This is a genomic window from Collinsella aerofaciens (assembly GCF_040920445.1).
GTDB classification, from domain to species: Bacteria; Actinomycetota; Coriobacteriia; order Coriobacteriales; family Coriobacteriaceae; genus Collinsella; species Collinsella aerofaciens_BH.
Genome location: NZ_JBCOTQ010000023.1, coordinates 13,998 through 29,909, shown reverse-complemented (window position 1 = coordinate 29,909; position 15,912 = coordinate 13,998). Strand labels below are relative to the sequence as shown.

General features: G+C 60.1%; 20 protein-coding genes. 1 reads left to right on the top strand and 19 read right to left on the bottom strand.

The window, feature by feature from the left end:
- Both tyrS and AB5405_RS05270 read right to left on the bottom strand, forming a co-directional pair.
- The coding region (gene tyrS / locus AB5405_RS05275; protein WP_368137791.1) for a tyrosine--tRNA ligase at positions 1-1,128 on the bottom strand (1,128 nt) is incomplete at its 3' end.
- A 96-nt stretch (positions 1,129-1,224) separates the two neighbouring features.
- On the bottom strand, positions 1,225-3,183 hold the full coding sequence (locus AB5405_RS05270) for a U32 family peptidase (protein ID WP_368137790.1): 1,959 nt from the start codon (positions 3,181-3,183) through the stop codon (positions 1,225-1,227).
- 162 nt (positions 3,184-3,345) lie between these two features.
- Here AB5405_RS05270 and AB5405_RS05265 point away from each other — a divergent pair, with 162 nt between their 5' ends.
- Positions 3,346-5,544: a transglycosylase domain-containing protein gene (locus AB5405_RS05265; RefSeq protein WP_368137789.1), complete on the top strand. Its 2,199-nt coding sequence runs from the start codon at positions 3,346-3,348 to the stop codon at positions 5,542-5,544.
- A gap of 189 nt (positions 5,545-5,733) precedes the next feature.
- On the opposite strand, the gene AB5405_RS05260 is transcribed toward AB5405_RS05265, so the two are convergent.
- From AB5405_RS05260 to AB5405_RS05180, 17 genes are all read right to left on the bottom strand, one after another.
- Complete coding sequence (locus AB5405_RS05260; RefSeq protein ID WP_006235280.1) at positions 5,734-6,171, bottom strand: arginine repressor; 438 nt, start codon at positions 6,169-6,171, stop codon at positions 5,734-5,736.
- Positions 6,172-6,303: 132 nt separating this feature from the next.
- The gene (locus AB5405_RS05255) at positions 6,304-7,302 is read right to left on the bottom strand and encodes a glycosyltransferase family 2 protein (RefSeq protein ID WP_368137788.1); all 999 of its coding nucleotides are present in this window, start codon (positions 7,300-7,302) and stop codon (positions 6,304-6,306) included.
- 203 nt (positions 7,303-7,505) lie between these two features.
- Positions 7,506-8,330 (bottom strand): tRNA pseudouridine(38-40) synthase TruA, encoded by an 825-nt coding sequence (truA, locus tag AB5405_RS05250; protein WP_368137787.1) that lies wholly within the window; start codon positions 8,328-8,330, stop codon positions 7,506-7,508.
- A 92-nt stretch (positions 8,331-8,422) separates the two neighbouring features.
- Positions 8,423-8,890, bottom strand: coding sequence for a 50S ribosomal protein L17 (rplQ, locus tag AB5405_RS05245; RefSeq protein ID WP_006235277.1), 468 nt, complete (start codon positions 8,888-8,890; stop codon positions 8,423-8,425).
- 30 nt (positions 8,891-8,920) lie between these two features.
- On the bottom strand, positions 8,921-9,862 hold the full coding sequence (locus tag AB5405_RS05240; RefSeq protein WP_006235276.1) for a DNA-directed RNA polymerase subunit alpha: 942 nt from the start codon (positions 9,860-9,862) through the stop codon (positions 8,921-8,923).
- A 32-nt stretch (positions 9,863-9,894) separates the two neighbouring features.
- Positions 9,895-10,491 carry a 30S ribosomal protein S4 gene (rpsD, locus tag AB5405_RS05235; RefSeq protein WP_368137786.1) on the bottom strand — a complete coding sequence of 199 codons (597 nt, stop codon included), beginning with the start codon at positions 10,489-10,491 and terminating at the stop codon, positions 9,895-9,897.
- Positions 10,492-10,510: 19 nt separating this feature from the next.
- Entirely contained in the window at positions 10,511-10,915 is a 405-nt protein-coding gene (rpsK, locus tag AB5405_RS05230) for a 30S ribosomal protein S11 (protein ID WP_006235274.1), read from the bottom strand.
- Positions 10,916-10,929: 14 nt separating this feature from the next.
- On the bottom strand, positions 10,930-11,304 hold the full coding sequence (gene rpsM, locus AB5405_RS05225) for a 30S ribosomal protein S13 (RefSeq protein ID WP_022094275.1): 375 nt from the start codon (positions 11,302-11,304) through the stop codon (positions 10,930-10,932).
- A 14-nt stretch (positions 11,305-11,318) separates the two neighbouring features.
- Positions 11,319-11,432, bottom strand: coding sequence for a 50S ribosomal protein L36 (gene rpmJ, locus AB5405_RS05220; RefSeq protein ID WP_006363204.1), 114 nt, complete (start codon positions 11,430-11,432; stop codon positions 11,319-11,321).
- A 150-nt stretch (positions 11,433-11,582) separates the two neighbouring features.
- On the bottom strand, positions 11,583-11,801 hold the full coding sequence (gene infA / locus AB5405_RS05215) for a translation initiation factor IF-1 (protein WP_035137443.1): 219 nt from the start codon (positions 11,799-11,801) through the stop codon (positions 11,583-11,585).
- A gap of 104 nt (positions 11,802-11,905) precedes the next feature.
- Complete coding sequence (gene map / locus AB5405_RS05210; protein ID WP_368137785.1) at positions 11,906-12,694, bottom strand: type I methionyl aminopeptidase; 789 nt, start codon at positions 12,692-12,694, stop codon at positions 11,906-11,908.
- On the bottom strand, positions 12,691-13,317 hold the full coding sequence (locus tag AB5405_RS05205) for an adenylate kinase (RefSeq protein WP_006235269.1): 627 nt from the start codon (positions 13,315-13,317) through the stop codon (positions 12,691-12,693). Before AB5405_RS05205 ends, map begins: the two co-directional genes overlap by 4 nt.
- A gap of 18 nt (positions 13,318-13,335) precedes the next feature.
- Positions 13,336-14,622 carry a preprotein translocase subunit SecY gene (secY, locus tag AB5405_RS05200; RefSeq protein WP_035137447.1) on the bottom strand — a complete coding sequence of 429 codons (1,287 nt, stop codon included), beginning with the start codon at positions 14,620-14,622 and terminating at the stop codon, positions 13,336-13,338.
- Positions 14,616-15,065, bottom strand: a complete 450-nt coding sequence (gene rplO, locus AB5405_RS05195; protein ID WP_006235267.1) for a 50S ribosomal protein L15 — start codon at positions 15,063-15,065, stop codon at positions 14,616-14,618. Before rplO ends, secY begins: the two co-directional genes overlap by 7 nt.
- Positions 15,066-15,068: 3 nt before the next feature.
- On the bottom strand, positions 15,069-15,251 hold the full coding sequence (gene rpmD, locus AB5405_RS05190; protein ID WP_006235266.1) for a 50S ribosomal protein L30: 183 nt from the start codon (positions 15,249-15,251) through the stop codon (positions 15,069-15,071).
- Positions 15,252-15,253: 2 nt separating this feature from the next.
- Entirely contained in the window at positions 15,254-15,778 is a 525-nt protein-coding gene (gene rpsE / locus AB5405_RS05185; RefSeq protein ID WP_022094279.1) for a 30S ribosomal protein S5, read from the bottom strand.
- Between the two features lie 14 nt (positions 15,779-15,792).
- The coding region (locus tag AB5405_RS05180) for a 50S ribosomal protein L18 (protein ID WP_368137792.1) at positions 15,793-15,912 on the bottom strand (120 nt) is incomplete at its 5' end.

Sequence of the window (15,912 nt, the reverse complement as noted above, 5' to 3'; positions counted from 1 at the left end):
GGGAGCCACGGCCTTGCCGTTGATTTTGACGCCGCCGCCGTCGATATCGCGCCGAGCCTGGCCGGCGCTCGCCGAAAGACCCAAGTCCTTGAGCAGGCCGGCGAGGTAGATCTGGCCCTCGTCGTTGACGGTCAGCTCAACGTGCTTCTCGGGGAAGTCGGCGAGCTGGCCCTCCTTGAACACGCGGTCGAACTCGGCCTGAGCCTCGTCGCCGGCACCGGCGCCGTGGTAGGTGTCGCACAGGTCGCGACCCAGAGCGCGCTTGAGCTCGTAGGGATCGGCGGAACCGTCGGCCAGGGCAGCGTCGATCTTGTCGACCTCGGCCGGGGTGAGCGAGCTCGCCAGGCGGTAGTACTTGCCGATCATCTCATCGGGGATGGACATGGTCTTGCCGAACATATCCTTGGGCGCGTCGGTCAGGCCGATGTAGTTGCCATAGGACTTGGACATCTTGCGCACGCCGTCGGTACCCTCGAGCAGCGGCATGGTGAGCGCGATCTGGGGCTCCATGCCCATCTTCTCCATGAGCTCACGGCCAGCGAGCAGGTTGAAGAGCTGATCGGTGCCGCCCATCTCGACGTCGGCCTTGATCTGCACGGAGTCGAAAGCCTGCATCACGGGATACAGGAACTCATGCAGGGCGATCGGCGTCTGAGACTGGTAGCGCTTGGTAAAGTCGTCGCGCTCAAGGATGCGGGCGACGGTGAACTTGGAACACACCTGCAGCAGACCGGCCAGCTCCATCGAAAGAATCCAGTCGCCGTTGTGCACGATGGTGGTCTTCTCGGGATCCAGGATCTTCATGGCCTGGCTCACGTAGGTCTCGGCATTGGCCTCGATCTGCTCCTGCGAAAGCTGCGGACGGGTGGAATTCTTGCCCGAAGGGTCGCCAATCAACGCGGTACCGTTGCCGATGATGAGGGTGACGTTGTGGCCCAGGTCCTGGAACTGACGCATCTTGCGCAGCGGCACGGCGTGGCCCAGGTGCAGGTCGGGACTGGTGGGGTCGACGCCGAGCTTGATGTTGAGGGGCTCGCCCTTCTCAAGCTTCTTGCGAAGGTCGGCCTCGGGAACGATCTGCGCGGCGCCCGAGGTGATGATACGCATTTGCTCGTCAACAGACAGCATTGGGTATCCTCCTTTTGCTATAGCACCCTCGCCGAAAACGGCGGTGCTGGAAGTCCATAAACTCTCATATGATAACAAACTGACGCGACGCGGCACCTACGACAGGAAAATCCTCGTCCTGCCGCATGCGTCAATGGCAACTGGCAGACGTGTACCGTCACGCTCGACCAGATAGCGTGCCTGCCGACGACGCAAGCAGTCGCGGCAACGGACCTGTCCCGTCGCATCGGTGGCGCAGACGCCCTCGGCGGTCAGCAGGCAGTGCTCGCACACCATAAGCTCGGGACGGTCGGCGTCGACCGGACCCAAGACGCCGGGTTCAGCAGCCAGTTCGGCAATACGCTCCGCATCATTGCCGAGCAACTCGGCCGGCAAGTACACCCGCCCCGCACCGAGTCCGCGCAGCCAGGTAAGCGTGGCCCGATTCGCGCAGAACACCGGCGCCGCCACGTCAAACGTCACGCCCAGCTCGCGAGCGATCACCACCTGTCCCAGGTTGCGGCAGACGACGCGCCCGGCACGCTGCATCAGTGAGCGGGTCCAGTCAGCGTCACTCGCGCGGCACACCTCGTCAAGCACCACAACGGCGTCGGACAAATCGAGTTCTCCGCGCGGGTCGGCATCCATCAGCTGCCAAGCAAAAACCATGCGAGTGGGAACCGCGCACTCCACCAACTCCGTCGATGCACCGCCATCCACCGCAACGCCCTCAAAGGGCAGCACCTCAACGGCACGCTCAACGGGCGCAATCGCATCCGCCTCGGCCCGCATGCGCTCCAACACCGCCGCCGTCTGATCCAACACGCCGGCGCTGCGAATCAGGTATACCTCGCAGCCCGCGTCCACCTTACGCTTGCAATGCACGACGACGAGCTTCCCCGCTGCGGCATCCACCGGGCAGGGCACCTGCGGCCAGCGCTTGGGCACATCGGGACGCGCGTCGACACCCGGATAGAACCGGATCTCGAGCGTGTCACCCGCCGCCACGGCGGCGTCGAGCTCAACGGTCACCTCTTCGTGGCCCACAGCGACCAAGCGCCCCACGCGCACGCCCTGGTTAATCGCACGCTCAAAGCTCATCAGCTCGGCACCCGAACGCCCTCGCAGGTACACATCGGTAAACCCACGGTTGAACGACCTTCCCAGCTCGCGCTCAAGCTCTTCCACGGCACCGGGGTCCCACGCGCCATCGCACAGTATATCAAGTGCCCGGCGCCACACCCGCACCACATTGAATACGTAATCGGGGTTCTTCATGCGCCCCTCGATCTTGAGCGACGCCACGCCGGCATCTACAAGCTCAGGCAGATGTGCAATACCCAGATAGTCGCGCGGGCACAGCAGGCGATCTCCCTCGACGGCGACAACGCTCTGTCCCGCCTCGTCCACTAGGTCGTACGCCAGACGGCACGGCTGCGTGCAGTCGCCGCGCATCGCCGAGCGCCCACGCCGCAGGGCCGAAAACTCGCACGCCCCCGAATAGCCGATGCAAATCGCACCGTGGCAGAATACCTCGATGGGCACGCCCGTGGCACATAGCGCCGCAATCTCGTCGACCGTCAGCTCGCGTGCCGTCGTCACGCGCTCGACCCCCAGCTCATCGGCGGCAAGCCGCACGGCGCCTTCGCTATGAACGCCCGCCTGCGTAGACAGGTGAATCTCGACCCCGGGAATCGCCGCGCGCAGCGCGCAGGCCAACCCGGCATCGGCGACAATCAGAGCATCGGCACCCAGCTCCAGTGCATGAGCTCCCAGCGCCACCGCGTCGGACAACTCATCGTCAAACACGTACACGTTGAGCGTTACGTACACACGCACGCCATGGGCATGCGCCACGGCGCAGCCGCGCGCAAACTCGTCATCCGTAAAGCCATGGGCGCTCACACGGGCGTTAAAGCCGCCCAACCCCGCATAGATGGCATCGGCACCCGCGGCGATGGCCGCAAGCATCTGGTCGAGCCCGCCCGCCGGCGCCAGCAGCTCGGGCAGCGCCGCACCGGCAGCATCCAATCCAGTCTCGTATTGTCCGCTCGGCCCCATCGTCCGAATCGCCATCGACAAACTCCTTACCAAGGTATGCATTCACTCTGAAAAATGCCGTCTTCCAGCATACACGAGGCCTCGCGCGCCCCGTTTGGTTTATCGTGTAATAACTTATGTCCATCCTGCCCCGACGGCACATCCACCGTCCGGCACGACATACCTGGAGGTCAATATATGGGTCCTCGCCAACGACAGGGACGCAGCCGTTCAAAGACGCATGCTCTGCCCATAATCCTGCTCTCGTTTTTGGGCTTTCTGCTGATTGCGGGCGTGGCATTTGGCATCGGCATGGTCGGCAACGTCAACCGCTGGCTGTCCGATCTGCCCGACTACACCGACGCCAACGCGTATCTGGTGAGCGAGCCCACCGAGATCGTCGATTGCAACGGCAACAAGATCGCGAGCTTCTACACGCAAAACCGCAAGTCCATCACCAAGGACGAGGTCTCCCCCTACGTGCTGCAGGGCACCGTTGACGTCGAGGACGAGCGCTTCTACGAGCACGGCGGTATCGACCTGTGGGGTATCGCGCGTGCTGCGGTGGCAACCCTCGGCGGCGGGCACGAAGGCGCCTCGACTATCACCCAGCAGCTGGTGCGCAACACCATCCTGCAGGAGGAGCAGTTCGACTCGACCATCGAGCGTAAGGTGCGCGAGGCCTACATCGCCGTAAAGATGGAGGATATGTACTCCAAAGACGAGATCCTCATGATGTACCTCAACACCATCTATTACGGCCACGGCGCCTACGGCATCGAGGCCGCAGCCGAGACCTACCTGTCCAAGAGCGCCGCAGACCTCACCTTGAGCGAAGCCGCACTGTTGATCGGCCTTCCCAACTCGCCCTCGCAGTACGACCCCACGGTCAATCCCGATCTGGCACTGTCTCGCCGCAACAAGGTTCTCGACAACATGCTGCGCCTGGGCCACATCACCCAGGAGGAGCACGATGCCGCACAGGCCGAGCCCATCACCCTCAACGTGACCGAGATTTCGGGCAGTGGCGTCGACGTATACTCGCAGCCCTACTTTGTCGCCTATGTCAAGCAGCTGCTGGAGCAGGAGTTCTCGACCGACGTGCTCTTTAAGGGCGGTCTGACCGTCAAGACCACCATCGACCCCACGATGCAGCAGGTGGCAGAGAATGCCGTCCGCGAGCAGCTCGACACGCTCTCACTCGACGGCCTGGACATGGGCATGGTCGTCGTCGACCCCAAGACCGGCTACATCAAGTGCATGGTGGGCGGCTACGACTACAACGCCGACGAGAACCACGTAAACCATGCCACGGCCAAGCGTCCCGTCGGCTCCACCTTTAAGGCCTTTACGCTGGCAACTGCCATCCAAAACGGCATGAACCCCAACGTCACCCTCAACTGCAACTCGCCACTCAAGGCCAAGGGCACCACGGCCGAGGTCCAAAACTACGCCAACCATAGCTATGGCAACATCACGCTTAAGCAGGCGACGGCATACTCCTCCAACACCGGCTACATCCAGGTGGCGGAAGCCGTCGGCAACAGCAAGATCATCTCGCTCGTCAAAAAGCTCGGCATCGATCCCGCCAAGGACAACATCGAGGACGTTCCCGTCATGACCCTCGGCACCGGCTCGATCTCGCCGCTCGAGATCGCCGCCGCCTACGCGACGTTTGCCAACGGCGGCTACTATCGCCAGCCGATCGCCATCACCGAGATTGACTCTCGTACCGGTTCGGTGCTGTACCAGCACACCGACAATCCCTCACAGGTGCTTACCGAGGGCGAGGCCGCCGCGGTCACCGATGTTCTGTCCGGCGTCATGCAGGGCAGCGGTACAGGTGCTGCTGGCGCCCTGAGCGTCAACCAGCCCTATGCCGGCAAAACGGGCACCACCGACAACACCACCAACCTGTGGTTCTGCGGCTATACCCCGCAGCTGGCGTGCGCCCTGTGGACCGGCTATTCCGCAGGTGAGATCCCCATCCAAAAATACGGCACGGACCTGCTGGGCGACAGCACCAACCTGCCTGTCTTTAAGCGGTTTATGAACACCGTTCTGACCGGTACCGAGCGCGAGGAGTTTGCGACCGGAACGGCGCCCACCTACAAGAACAACAGCGTCTGGAAGTTCTACGGCACCAACAACACCAAGAAGACGGAGAACGACGACAAGGACGAGAACGAGGACGAAGAGGAAACCACCACAACGACTACCACGACGACCACGACGACCGAGACCACGGGCGACGACACCACCGGCGGCACCGGAACGACCGGTGGCTCGACGGGCGGCTCCACTGGTGGTTCGACCGGCGGCGATGGCGGCGCGCCTACGCCCACGCCTACGCCCACTCCCGACCCCTCGCCCACGCCTGACGATACGGTCGGCTAGAAATTCATCCGGCCATTAGCAACAAGGCCCCCGAGCAGCTTATTAAAGTGCTCGGGGGCCTTTTAATTTAAAGTGACCTGGTGGACGGTCTTTATACCGGCAAACAAAAAAGGGGGGTACCGACCAACGTCGATACCCCTTACAAGCCACCATGTCACGCGCACAGTGCCGAGCGCACGACCCGCACGCCTACTTGCGAGAATTGCTCAGCTTATTGATCAGCGCCTCAAGACGCTCGCCGTCCTCGGCCGTCTGGGCAATAACCAAAATCGTATCGTTGCCGGCAAGCGAGCCAAGCACATCGGGCAACTCTGCCGCATCAACGGCGGCGGCGATGCCGGAAGCCGTGCCAGGCTGAGCCTTGATCATGACCAGATTATCGGTACGTAGAACGCCCGTTACGAGCTCGGAAACCATACGCTGCAGGTGCAGGTCCTCTGCCAGAACATAGATGCCCTCAGGGAGCTTACGCAGCCCCATGTCGGCAATATCGCGAGAGACAGTCGCCTGCGTGCAATCAAAGCCCATGGCACGGAGCTCATCGACCAGCACGCGCTGCGTACGGACGTCCTTATTGCGCACAATATCTCTAATGGCATCCTGGCGCCCATTGCGTTTTTTAGCCATACAAACCCTCTCTCCAAAAGATGGCGGAGACAATCAATCAGTGATTGAATAGTTTAACGCTATTTGAAGGCTTTTGTGTATAAGAATGCATTTCGAAACAATTCTATGCAAGTTTGTTTCGTAATGAGCCGTTTAGGCGGTTTTTGCGCCCGTCCGGTTAAGAAAAGCTGCCAGATGCGTACACATCACGCAGCGCGCGGGCTTGGCGCTGGCGATCGGCCCAAACAACAGACCGAGTCCCCGATGGTTGTCCTTGAGCGCGGCGACCATCTGACGGGTTCGAGGCGCATCGAGCATATCACGCATGCGGGCGGAACGCTCGATTGACGACAACCCGTGCGGGCTCAGGCACAAATTCTCGATGCAGGCGACCAGTCCGGCAAAGTAGAACTTTTGGCTTGCCAGCTTGAGCCGACCACCGCTATCTGCTTCCGAGAGTGAGTCCGTAAGCTCGTCGAGCGCCCGGGTGTCATCGGATACCTTGGCATACATGGTGGGATCAAAGGCATCTGTAAGCTTAGGTGCCGCCGCGTGGAAACAAGCGTCGCCGCATCCGGAGACGCGCTGCGCCCGCGAGAGCGAGCACGCCATAAACCCAACTGTGCGAAACGCCTTGTCGTACAAAAGGCATGCCTCAAACAGCGGACGGCTATACATCACGCCAGAGGTCTGAACGACTAGGCCGCCTAAAATCAACTGGGACAGCCCGGTCACCATCGAAGATTTGCTATCAATGGAAATATGAGCAGCATCCAAGACGCGCGAATGGCGCTCTCGATGTGCATCATAGCGGTCGAGCGACACCGTGGGGAGCACTATGTCTGCCGCAGTATCGCACGCGATATCGACCATCTTGGAAAGAGACTGCGGAGCAAACCACTCATCGGCGTTCATGGCGATGATTTGAGAGCCGCGCGAGGCAGCAAAACCGGCACGAAGACAAGCGCCGCGCTTCGCGTCCTCGACGTCAATCAAATCAATATGGATGTCCCTGTCGGCGGCAACTTGAAGCGAATGGCGCACACCGGGCGCAGCATCGCGGCAGACAACGACAATCTGCAAATCGTAGAGGTCTTGGTTCTGGATACTCTCGAGCGCACGCATCGCATAGCTGGGCGAACCTTCTACCACAAGGATCACCGAAAGTCGCGGATGCGAGCCACGTCGAACCAAGTTATCCGTCCTCTCGATAGCAATGAATCAAACCGTGGTTCATGGTACACCCCGGCAATAAAAGCAATGAGACACCAGTTGTATTGCACGTCAAGAACAGATGTTGCACACGCGCAGCCCACAGATGACAGGTGTCGACGCACGACGCGTCGAGCCCTCCCCTAGTCGAGCACGACAAGCTCGGCGGGATCGTAATCCACGCCCATAAACGTAAGGCCGCAGGCAGGAGCCGTGGGGCCCGCAGCGGTACGGTCGCAAGCATCGATGACCTCGCGCATCCACTCGGGTTCACGGCGATGCATGCCAATCTCGACAAGCGTGCCCACGATCGTGCGGACCATCGAATGCAGAAACGCATTGCCCTCGATGGTAAACGTCAGGATGTCCTCGCCAAACGCAACCTCATGGCCAAACTCGGCACGCATCACGCAGCGATGCGTGGGCTTGCCAACGGCCGAGGCAACCTTGCAAAAGCTCTTAAAGTCCTGCTCGCCCAAAAGCGCAGGGCAGGCGGCCGCCATCGCATCGACGTCGAGGGGATAGCGATGCCACCACACGGCACCGCGGGACAGCACGGGGCGCGCATCTCGATCGGCAATACGGTACGTATACGTCCGGGAACGCGCGTCAAAACGTGCAGAAAAGCCTTTACGGGCCTTGTAGACCTCGTTTATGGCGATATCTTTGGGTAGCAGGGCATCCATAGCCCGCAGCCACCTACGGCGCGTACAAGCGAGCTCAGCGTCCGTTACGGGCACGCTGATGTACTGAGCCACGGCATGCACGCCGGCATCGGTACGCCCCGCGCACGTCAGATCGATCGGACGGCGAAGCAGCGTCTCGATAGCGCGGCGCAGCTCACCCGCAACCGTCGTCTGTCCCGGCTGCTCGGCAAATCCGCTATACGACGAGCCATCATAGGCCACGCGAAATACGAGCGTGGCGTCAAGCTCGGGGGTCGAATTGAAATCAGACGGCGCAGTCATGGGCGCTCCCAACAAACAAGTAACGGTATCGCGACAAAAAAAGAGGGGTACGCGAACGTACCCCTCGAATATAGCCTATGCAGACGGAATGTCTACTCAGCGGTCTCCTCAGCAGGAGCCTCCTCGACAGCCTCGACCTTCTTGGGAGCAGCGGCCTTCTTGGGGGCCGGAGCAGCCTTCTTGGCCTTAGGCGTGCAAGGCTCGGTGACGAGCTCCATGATAACGATGGGAGCGTTGTCGCCCTTGCGGTTGCCGAGCTTCATGATGCGGGTATAACCGCCGTTGCGGTCCTGCCACATGCCCTGAGCAGCCTTGTCGAAGATCTCGGCAACGAGCTGCTTATCGCCGAGCTTGGCGATAGCCAGACGACGAGAGTGCAGGTCGCCCTTCTTGGCCCAGGTGATGATCGGATCGACGACCGAACGCAGCGCCTTAGCGCGGGTCTCGGTGGTCTTGATGCGGTCGTTCTCGAAGAGGGCCTTAGCAAGGCTCTTCTTCATGGCCTTGGTGTGGCTCGCATCGGTGCCGAGCTTCAGGCCCTTCTTAACGTTGTGACGCATGGTCTAGTTTCTCCTCAAATATGCGAAGCATTAAGCCTTCAGGCTCAGGCCCATGGACTCAAGCTTGTCCTTCACTTCCTCGATCGACTTAACACCGAAGTTACGGATGTTGAGCAGATCATTCTCCGAGAACTCAACGAGCTGACGGACCGAGTGAATGCTGGCGCGCTTAAGGCAGTTGTAGGAACGGACGGAAAGGTCCAGATCCTCGATCTGCTTGTCCAGCTCGGCGTTGTCGTTGGTGACCTCGGGAGCGAAGATCGAAGCCTCCTCCTCGACCTCGGGGGTCTCGGCAAGGTTCATAAAGGCGGCCATATGCTGGTTGATGATATTGGCAGCCTGGACCACGGCGTCGCGCGGGGCGATGGAACCGTTGGTCTCGATCTCGAGGACAAGGCGGTCGTAGTCGGTATGCTGGCCGACACGGCAAGCCTCAACGAGCTTGGCGCAACGGGACACCGGCGAGTACAGCGAGTCGACGTGGATCACACCGATGGGATCGTTGTCACGCTTGTTAGCCTCGCCAGAAACATAGCCGCGGCCATAGCCGATGCGCATGCTCATGGTGAGATGGCCACCCTCGGTGAGCGTAGCAATGTGCTGCTCGGGGTTGACCAGCTCAAACTCGGACGGAATAAAGAAGTCCGCACCGGTGACCTCGCAGGGGCCGTCAACCGAGATGGTTGCGGTCGCCTCGTCGGTCGTGCCGAGAGCCCTGAAGACAAGACCCTTGACATTCAGGACGATGTCGGTGACATCCTCGACCATGTTAGGGATGGTCATGAACTCGTGCTGCGCACCATCGATCTGAATAGCCTCGACGGCGGCACCCTCGAGCGAGGACAGAAGAACGCGACGAAGGGAGTTACCCAGCGTATCGCCGTAACCACGCTCGAGCGGCTCGACGGAGACACGAGCAGACGTCTCGTTGATCTCTTCGACCTGAACCTGAGGCCTAATGAATTCTGACATGTATTACCTCCAGCCTCAGCAGCCCGGATGGACTACTTAGAGTAGAGCTCGACGATGAGCTGCTCGTTGATATCACCGCTGATCTGCTCACGCGTCGGCAGAGCGAGCACGTTACCAGACAGCTTCTCGATATCGACCTCGAGCCAGCCAGGGACCTCAAAGCGCTCGGAGGAAATCAGGGCCTCCTTGATGGGGAGGAGGTCACGGAACTTCTCGCCGACAGCGACGACGTCGCCGGCCTTGACGCGGTAGGACGGGATGTCCACGCGCTTGCCGTTCACGGTGAAGTGACCGTGACGGACGGACTGACGAGCCTCTTTGCGGGTGCGGGCGAAGCCAAGACGGAAGACGACGTTGTCGAGGCGAGACTCAAGAATGATCATGAGGTTCTCACCGGTGACGCCGTTCATCTTACGGGCCTTGTTGAAGTAGCCGTGGAACTGCTTCTCCAGAACGCCATAGATGAACTTGACCTTCTGCTTCTCGCGCAGCTGCATGCCGTACTCAGATTCCTTGCGACGGCGCCTGGGCTGACGGATAGATTCCTTCTTGCTGCTGTAACCGAGCTCAGCGGGATCGATCCCGAGCTGACGGCAGCGCTTAAGAACAGGAGTCCTGTCGATTGCCATATTGATACGATCCTTTCAGTTACACGCGGCGACGCTTCTTGGGGCGGCAGCCGTTGTGCGGAATGGGGGTCTTGTCCTGGATGCTCGAGACCTCGAGGCCAGCAGCCTGGAGGGAGCGGATGGCGGTCTCACGACCGGAGCCGGGGCCCTTGACGAAGACGGAAACCTTCTTCATACCGTGCTCCATGGCCTGCTTGGCAGCAGCCTCGGCAGCCATCTGGGCAGCGAACGGCGTGGACTTACGGGAGCCCTTGAAGCCCACCTGGCCAGCCGACTTCCAGGAAATGACGTTGCCCTGGGGATCGGTGATCGAAACGATCGTGTTGTTGAACGTAGAACGAATGTGAGCCTGGCCCACGGAAATGTTCTTACGGTCCGCGCGCTTCAGACGGGCAGCGCGAACGTTCTTCTTAGCAGTAGCCATCTATCTAGCGCTCCTTATTTCTTCTTCTTAGCACCGATCTGACGCTTCGGGCCCTTGCGGGTACGAGCGTTAGTGTGGGTGCGCTGGCCGCGGACCGGGAGGCCCTTGCGGTGACGAAGGCCGCGGTTGCAGCCGATGTCCATAAGGCGCTTGACGTTCTGGTTGCGCTCACGGCGGAGGTCGCCCTCAACCATGATCTGGTTCTTATCGATATAATCGCGGATGGCGTTAACCTCATCCTCGGTGAGGTCCTTAACGCGCGTATCCACGTTAACGTTGCACTCGACGCAAATCTTCGTCGCAGTGGTGCGGCCGATGCCGTAAATGTAGGTCAGACCGATCTCAACGCGCTTCTCACGCGGGAGGTCGACACCATTAATACGGGCCAACGTAGTCTCCTCTCTTAACCCTGACGCTGCTTATGACGGGGGTTCTCGCAAATGACGAGGACCTTGCCATGGCGCCTAATGATTTTGCACTTATCGCACATCTTCTTGACCGAAGGACGTACCTTCATCGTTCTTCCTTTCGGTAGCGCTCAAACTACTTCCCTACTATCTACTCGCCCAGCCGCAGGCGTTTAAAACTATGGCTGGTCTTCACACACAATCCGACCGTAGGTTGAGCTAAGCCTGCAGTCGGAAATGGAGTGCGTGTATGCGTGCCGCTATTTGTAGCGATAGGTGATGCGGCCGCGGGTCAGGTCGTACGGGGAAAGCTCCACGACAACCCTGTCACCGGGGAGAATACGGATGTAATTCATTCGGATCTTGCCAGAAATGTTGCACAGAACCGAATGACCGTTCTCGAGCTCGACCTTAAACATGGCGTTGGGCAACGGTTCCTTTACCGTACCCTCGAGCTCAATTGCGTCTTCCTTCTTCACAAGCAATCATCTTTCTCTAGAAAACGACAGCGATTGAATATTCTACAACACGTATGCACGCATCGTAATAACTTCGTAATGGCTCCACAACTAAGTGGAACTTGTTACATTTCTCCGCCTTGGAGGGAGCACCAAGCACCTTGGGCATCCGTGGTGAGAATCACCGGACCATCATTGGTAATGGCGACGGTGTTCTCGTAGTGCGCGGCGGGCAGGTGATCGTTGGTCGTAACAATCCAACCGTCGGAGCCCGTGCTCACATGGTTGGAACCCATCGTAACCATCGGCTCGATGGCAATGACCATGCCGGCCTGGAGGCGAACGCCCCTCCCCTTCTTTCCATAGTTAGGAACGTTGGGGTCCTCGTGCATCACGCGGCCAATGCCATGGCCTACATAATCACGAAGCACACCGTAACCGTGAGACTCGGCGAGGGACTGAACGGCATAACCGACGTCCCCGATATGGTTACCGGGAACAGCCTGCTCGATGGCAGCCTTAAGGCAATCGCGCGTGACCTCGCACAAAGCCTTGGCTTCGGGCGTGGGGGTGCCGACGAAAAACGTCCAAGCGTTATCGCCGACCCAACCGTCGACAACGGCTCCCGTATCGATGGAGATGATATCGCCATCGCGCAGGATCATGTCGGGGTTGGGAATACCATGGACCACGGCATCGTTGATCGATGCGCAAATGGCCCCCGGGAACCCACCGTAACCCTTAAAGGCCGGTGTGCCGCCATGCATGCGGATAATCTGCTCCGCGAGCTGATCGAGCTCAAAAGTCGAAACGCCGGGGCGCACCATGGCTCCAACGTGGCGGAGCGCCATCTTAGATAGCGCTCCTGCCTTCTTCATCTGCTCGATTTGCGTTGCAGACTTAATCTTGATCATAGACCGAGAGCCTCTTTGACATCCCCGTACACGGTCTCGCGAGCCTGGTCACCGTTGACCGACTTGAGCAGACCCTGGCCACGATAGTAGTCGACGAGCGGGCTCGTGGACTTCTCGTAGACGTCGAGACGGTTCTTGATGGTCTCGGGCTTGTCGTCGTCGCGCTGATACATCTCGCCGCCACACTTGGGGCAGGTAGCATCGGCAGCGGTGCCGGTGTAACCGCATGCGCGGCAGGTGCGACGCGAAGACAGACGATCGATAATGACCTCGGGGGCCACATCGACCAGAAGGGCACAGTCGATCTCGCGACCCATGGCGGAGAGCTCGGAATCGAGCGTCACAGCCTGGGCGGTGTTGCGCGGGAAGCCGTCGAGGATGAAGCCCTGCTGGGCGTCATCGGCGGCAAGGCGCTCCTTGACAAGGTCGATCACGAGCTGGTCGGGAACGAGCTCGCCAGCGTCCATGTACTTCTTAGCCTGAATACCAAGCTCGGTGCCACCCTTGACGGCAGCACGCAGCAGGTCGCCCGTGGAAATGTGGGCGACGCCAAACTCGGCGACGAGCTCCTGTGCGACGGTGCCCTTACCGGCACCCGGAGCTCCGAGCAATACGAGGTTCATGAGCAATCCTCCTCTAGCCTATTTAAAGAATCCATCGTAATCATACATCTTGATCTGGCCTTCGAGCTTATCGACCGTGTCGAGCACGACGCCGACCATGATGAGGATGGACGTGCCGCCAAATGCCTGGATCAGATGGTTACCCGTGAAGGAGAAGATGATCGAAGGCACGATGGCGATGAGCGCCAAAAAGACAGCGCTGGGAAGCGTGATCTTGTTGAGCGCGTTCTTGATGTAGGCCGCGGTAGCCCTACCCGGACGCACGCCCGGAATAAAGCCGCCCTGTTTCTTAAGGTTATCGGCCGTGTCATCGGGGTTGAACACCATGGAGGTGTAGAAGTACGCGAAGAACACGATGAGGACAACGTTAAGCACCCAGTTGAGCCAACCGGTCGAAAGCGCGGAGGCAACTGCCTGAATCCAGCCGATGCCGGGGAAGAACACGGCAATCTGAGCCGGGAAGTACAGCAGCGCCGAAGCGAAGATGATCGGCACGACACCCGCGGTGTTGACCTTGATGGGCAGGTAGGTGGTCTGGCCACCCATCATGCGACGGCCCACGACGCGCTTAGCGTAGGAGACCGGGATGCGGCGCTGGCCGCGCTCAAGGAAAACAATCAGCGGGATAACCAGCAGGATGATGGCGCAGATGATCACCATGGTGATGATGCCACCGGCATTGCCCTCGGTGCTGGAGAAGATAGCCTGCGGCAGACCGGCCATGATGTTCGCGAAGATGATCAGCGACATGCCATTGCCGATACCGCGCTGGGTGATGAGCTCACCAATCCACATGATCAGCATGGCGCCCGCGGTGAGCGTACCGACGATCATGAGGTCGAAGATGATCTCGGGAGCGCCGGCGCCATTAAAGCTGATGCCGAAGCTCTTAAAGAGGAAGAGGTAACCCACGGAGTTGAGGATTGCCAGAGCCAGGGTGAGGTAACGCGAATACTGCGTAATTTTGGTCTGACCGACCTCGCCCTCGCGGGCAAGCTCATGCAGGGAAGGCACAACGGCCTGGAGCATCTGGAGGATGATCGAGCTGGTGATGTAAGGCATGATGCCCAGCGAAAACACCGACACATAGCTCAACGCGCCGCCAGAGAAAAGATTCAGGAGGGCCATAGCACCTGCGGCGACCGAATTGTTATCGGTCGAGAAAAGGCCCAGCATCCCCTGGAAGGGAATGCCGGGCACAGGAACGTGCGCACCAATGCGGTACACGACGAGCATAGCTATGGTAAAAAGAATCTTTTCGCGCAATTCTTTGATGCGGAAAGCATTCTTAAGACCATTTAGCACGGCAGCTCGACCTTTCCGCCGGCGGCCTCGATCTTGGCCTGCGCAGAAGCGCTGACCTTGTCGACCTTGACCGTGAACTTCTTGGTGAGCTCACCATTGCCGAGCACCTTGACGGGCTCGAACTCGCTCTTGGTGATGCGAGCGGCCTTAAGAGCGGCACCGTCGATCACAGCGCCGTCCTCGAACTTACGCTCAAGACGCTCAACGTTAACAGCGGTGTACTCGATACGACGGGGGTTGCGGAAGCCCGGAAGCTTGGGCAGGCGCATAGCCAGCGGAGTCTGGCCACCCTCGAAGCCGGCACCCTTGGTGCCGCCAGAGCGGGAACCCTGGCCCTTCTGGCCGCGGCCAGAAGTGGTGCCGTGACCCGAAGAATTGCCACGGCCGACGCGCTTGCGGTTCTTGGTGGAACCGGGCGCGGGAGTAAGATCGTGAAGCTGCATTTGCTACTCCTCTACAATCTCGACAAGGTGCTTGACCTTGAAGATCATGCCGCGGACGGACTCGTTGTCAGCAATCTCGCGAACCTCGCGGATCCTGTGGAGACCGAGGGCACGGACAGTACGGACCTGGTCCTGCTTGCAACCGTTGGTGCTGCGGACCTGCTTGATCTTGATGGTGTCAGCCATGCTTAGTTCTCCTTACCGACGAACATCTCGGAGACCGTCAGGCCACGGCGAGCCGCGACGTCCTCAGGGCTGGAGAGCTCCTTGAGGCCCTCGACGGCAGCCTTGATGATGTTGAGGCCGTTGTCGGTACCGAGGGACTTGGACAGGACGTTCTTGATGCCAGCAAGCTCGAAGAGGGGACGCACGGCGCCGCCGGCGATAACGCCGGTACCCTCGACAGCGGGCTTGATGATGATGCGGCCGGCACCAAAGTGACCGAGAACCTCGTGCGGAATGGTGCCCTGATCGGTCACCGGCACGTGGAACATGTTCTTCTTGGCATCGAGAGACGCCTTGGAGATGGCCATGGGCACCTCAGCGGACTTGCCCATGCCAACGCCGACGTTGCCCTTGCCGTCGCCAACGACGACGAGAGCGACGAGGCTCATGCGACGACCACCCTTGACGGTCTTCGACACGCGGTTGATGTAAACGACGCGCTCCTCGAACTCGGAGGCCTCGCGCTGCTGCTTCTGATTACGAGCCATGTGCTACATACCTCCTAGAACTCGAGACCGGCGGCACGAGCACCGTCGGCGAGGGCCTTGACGCGGCCATGGTAGATACGGCCACCGCGATCGAAGGCGACCTTGGTGATGCCGGCCTCGATGGCGCGCTTGCC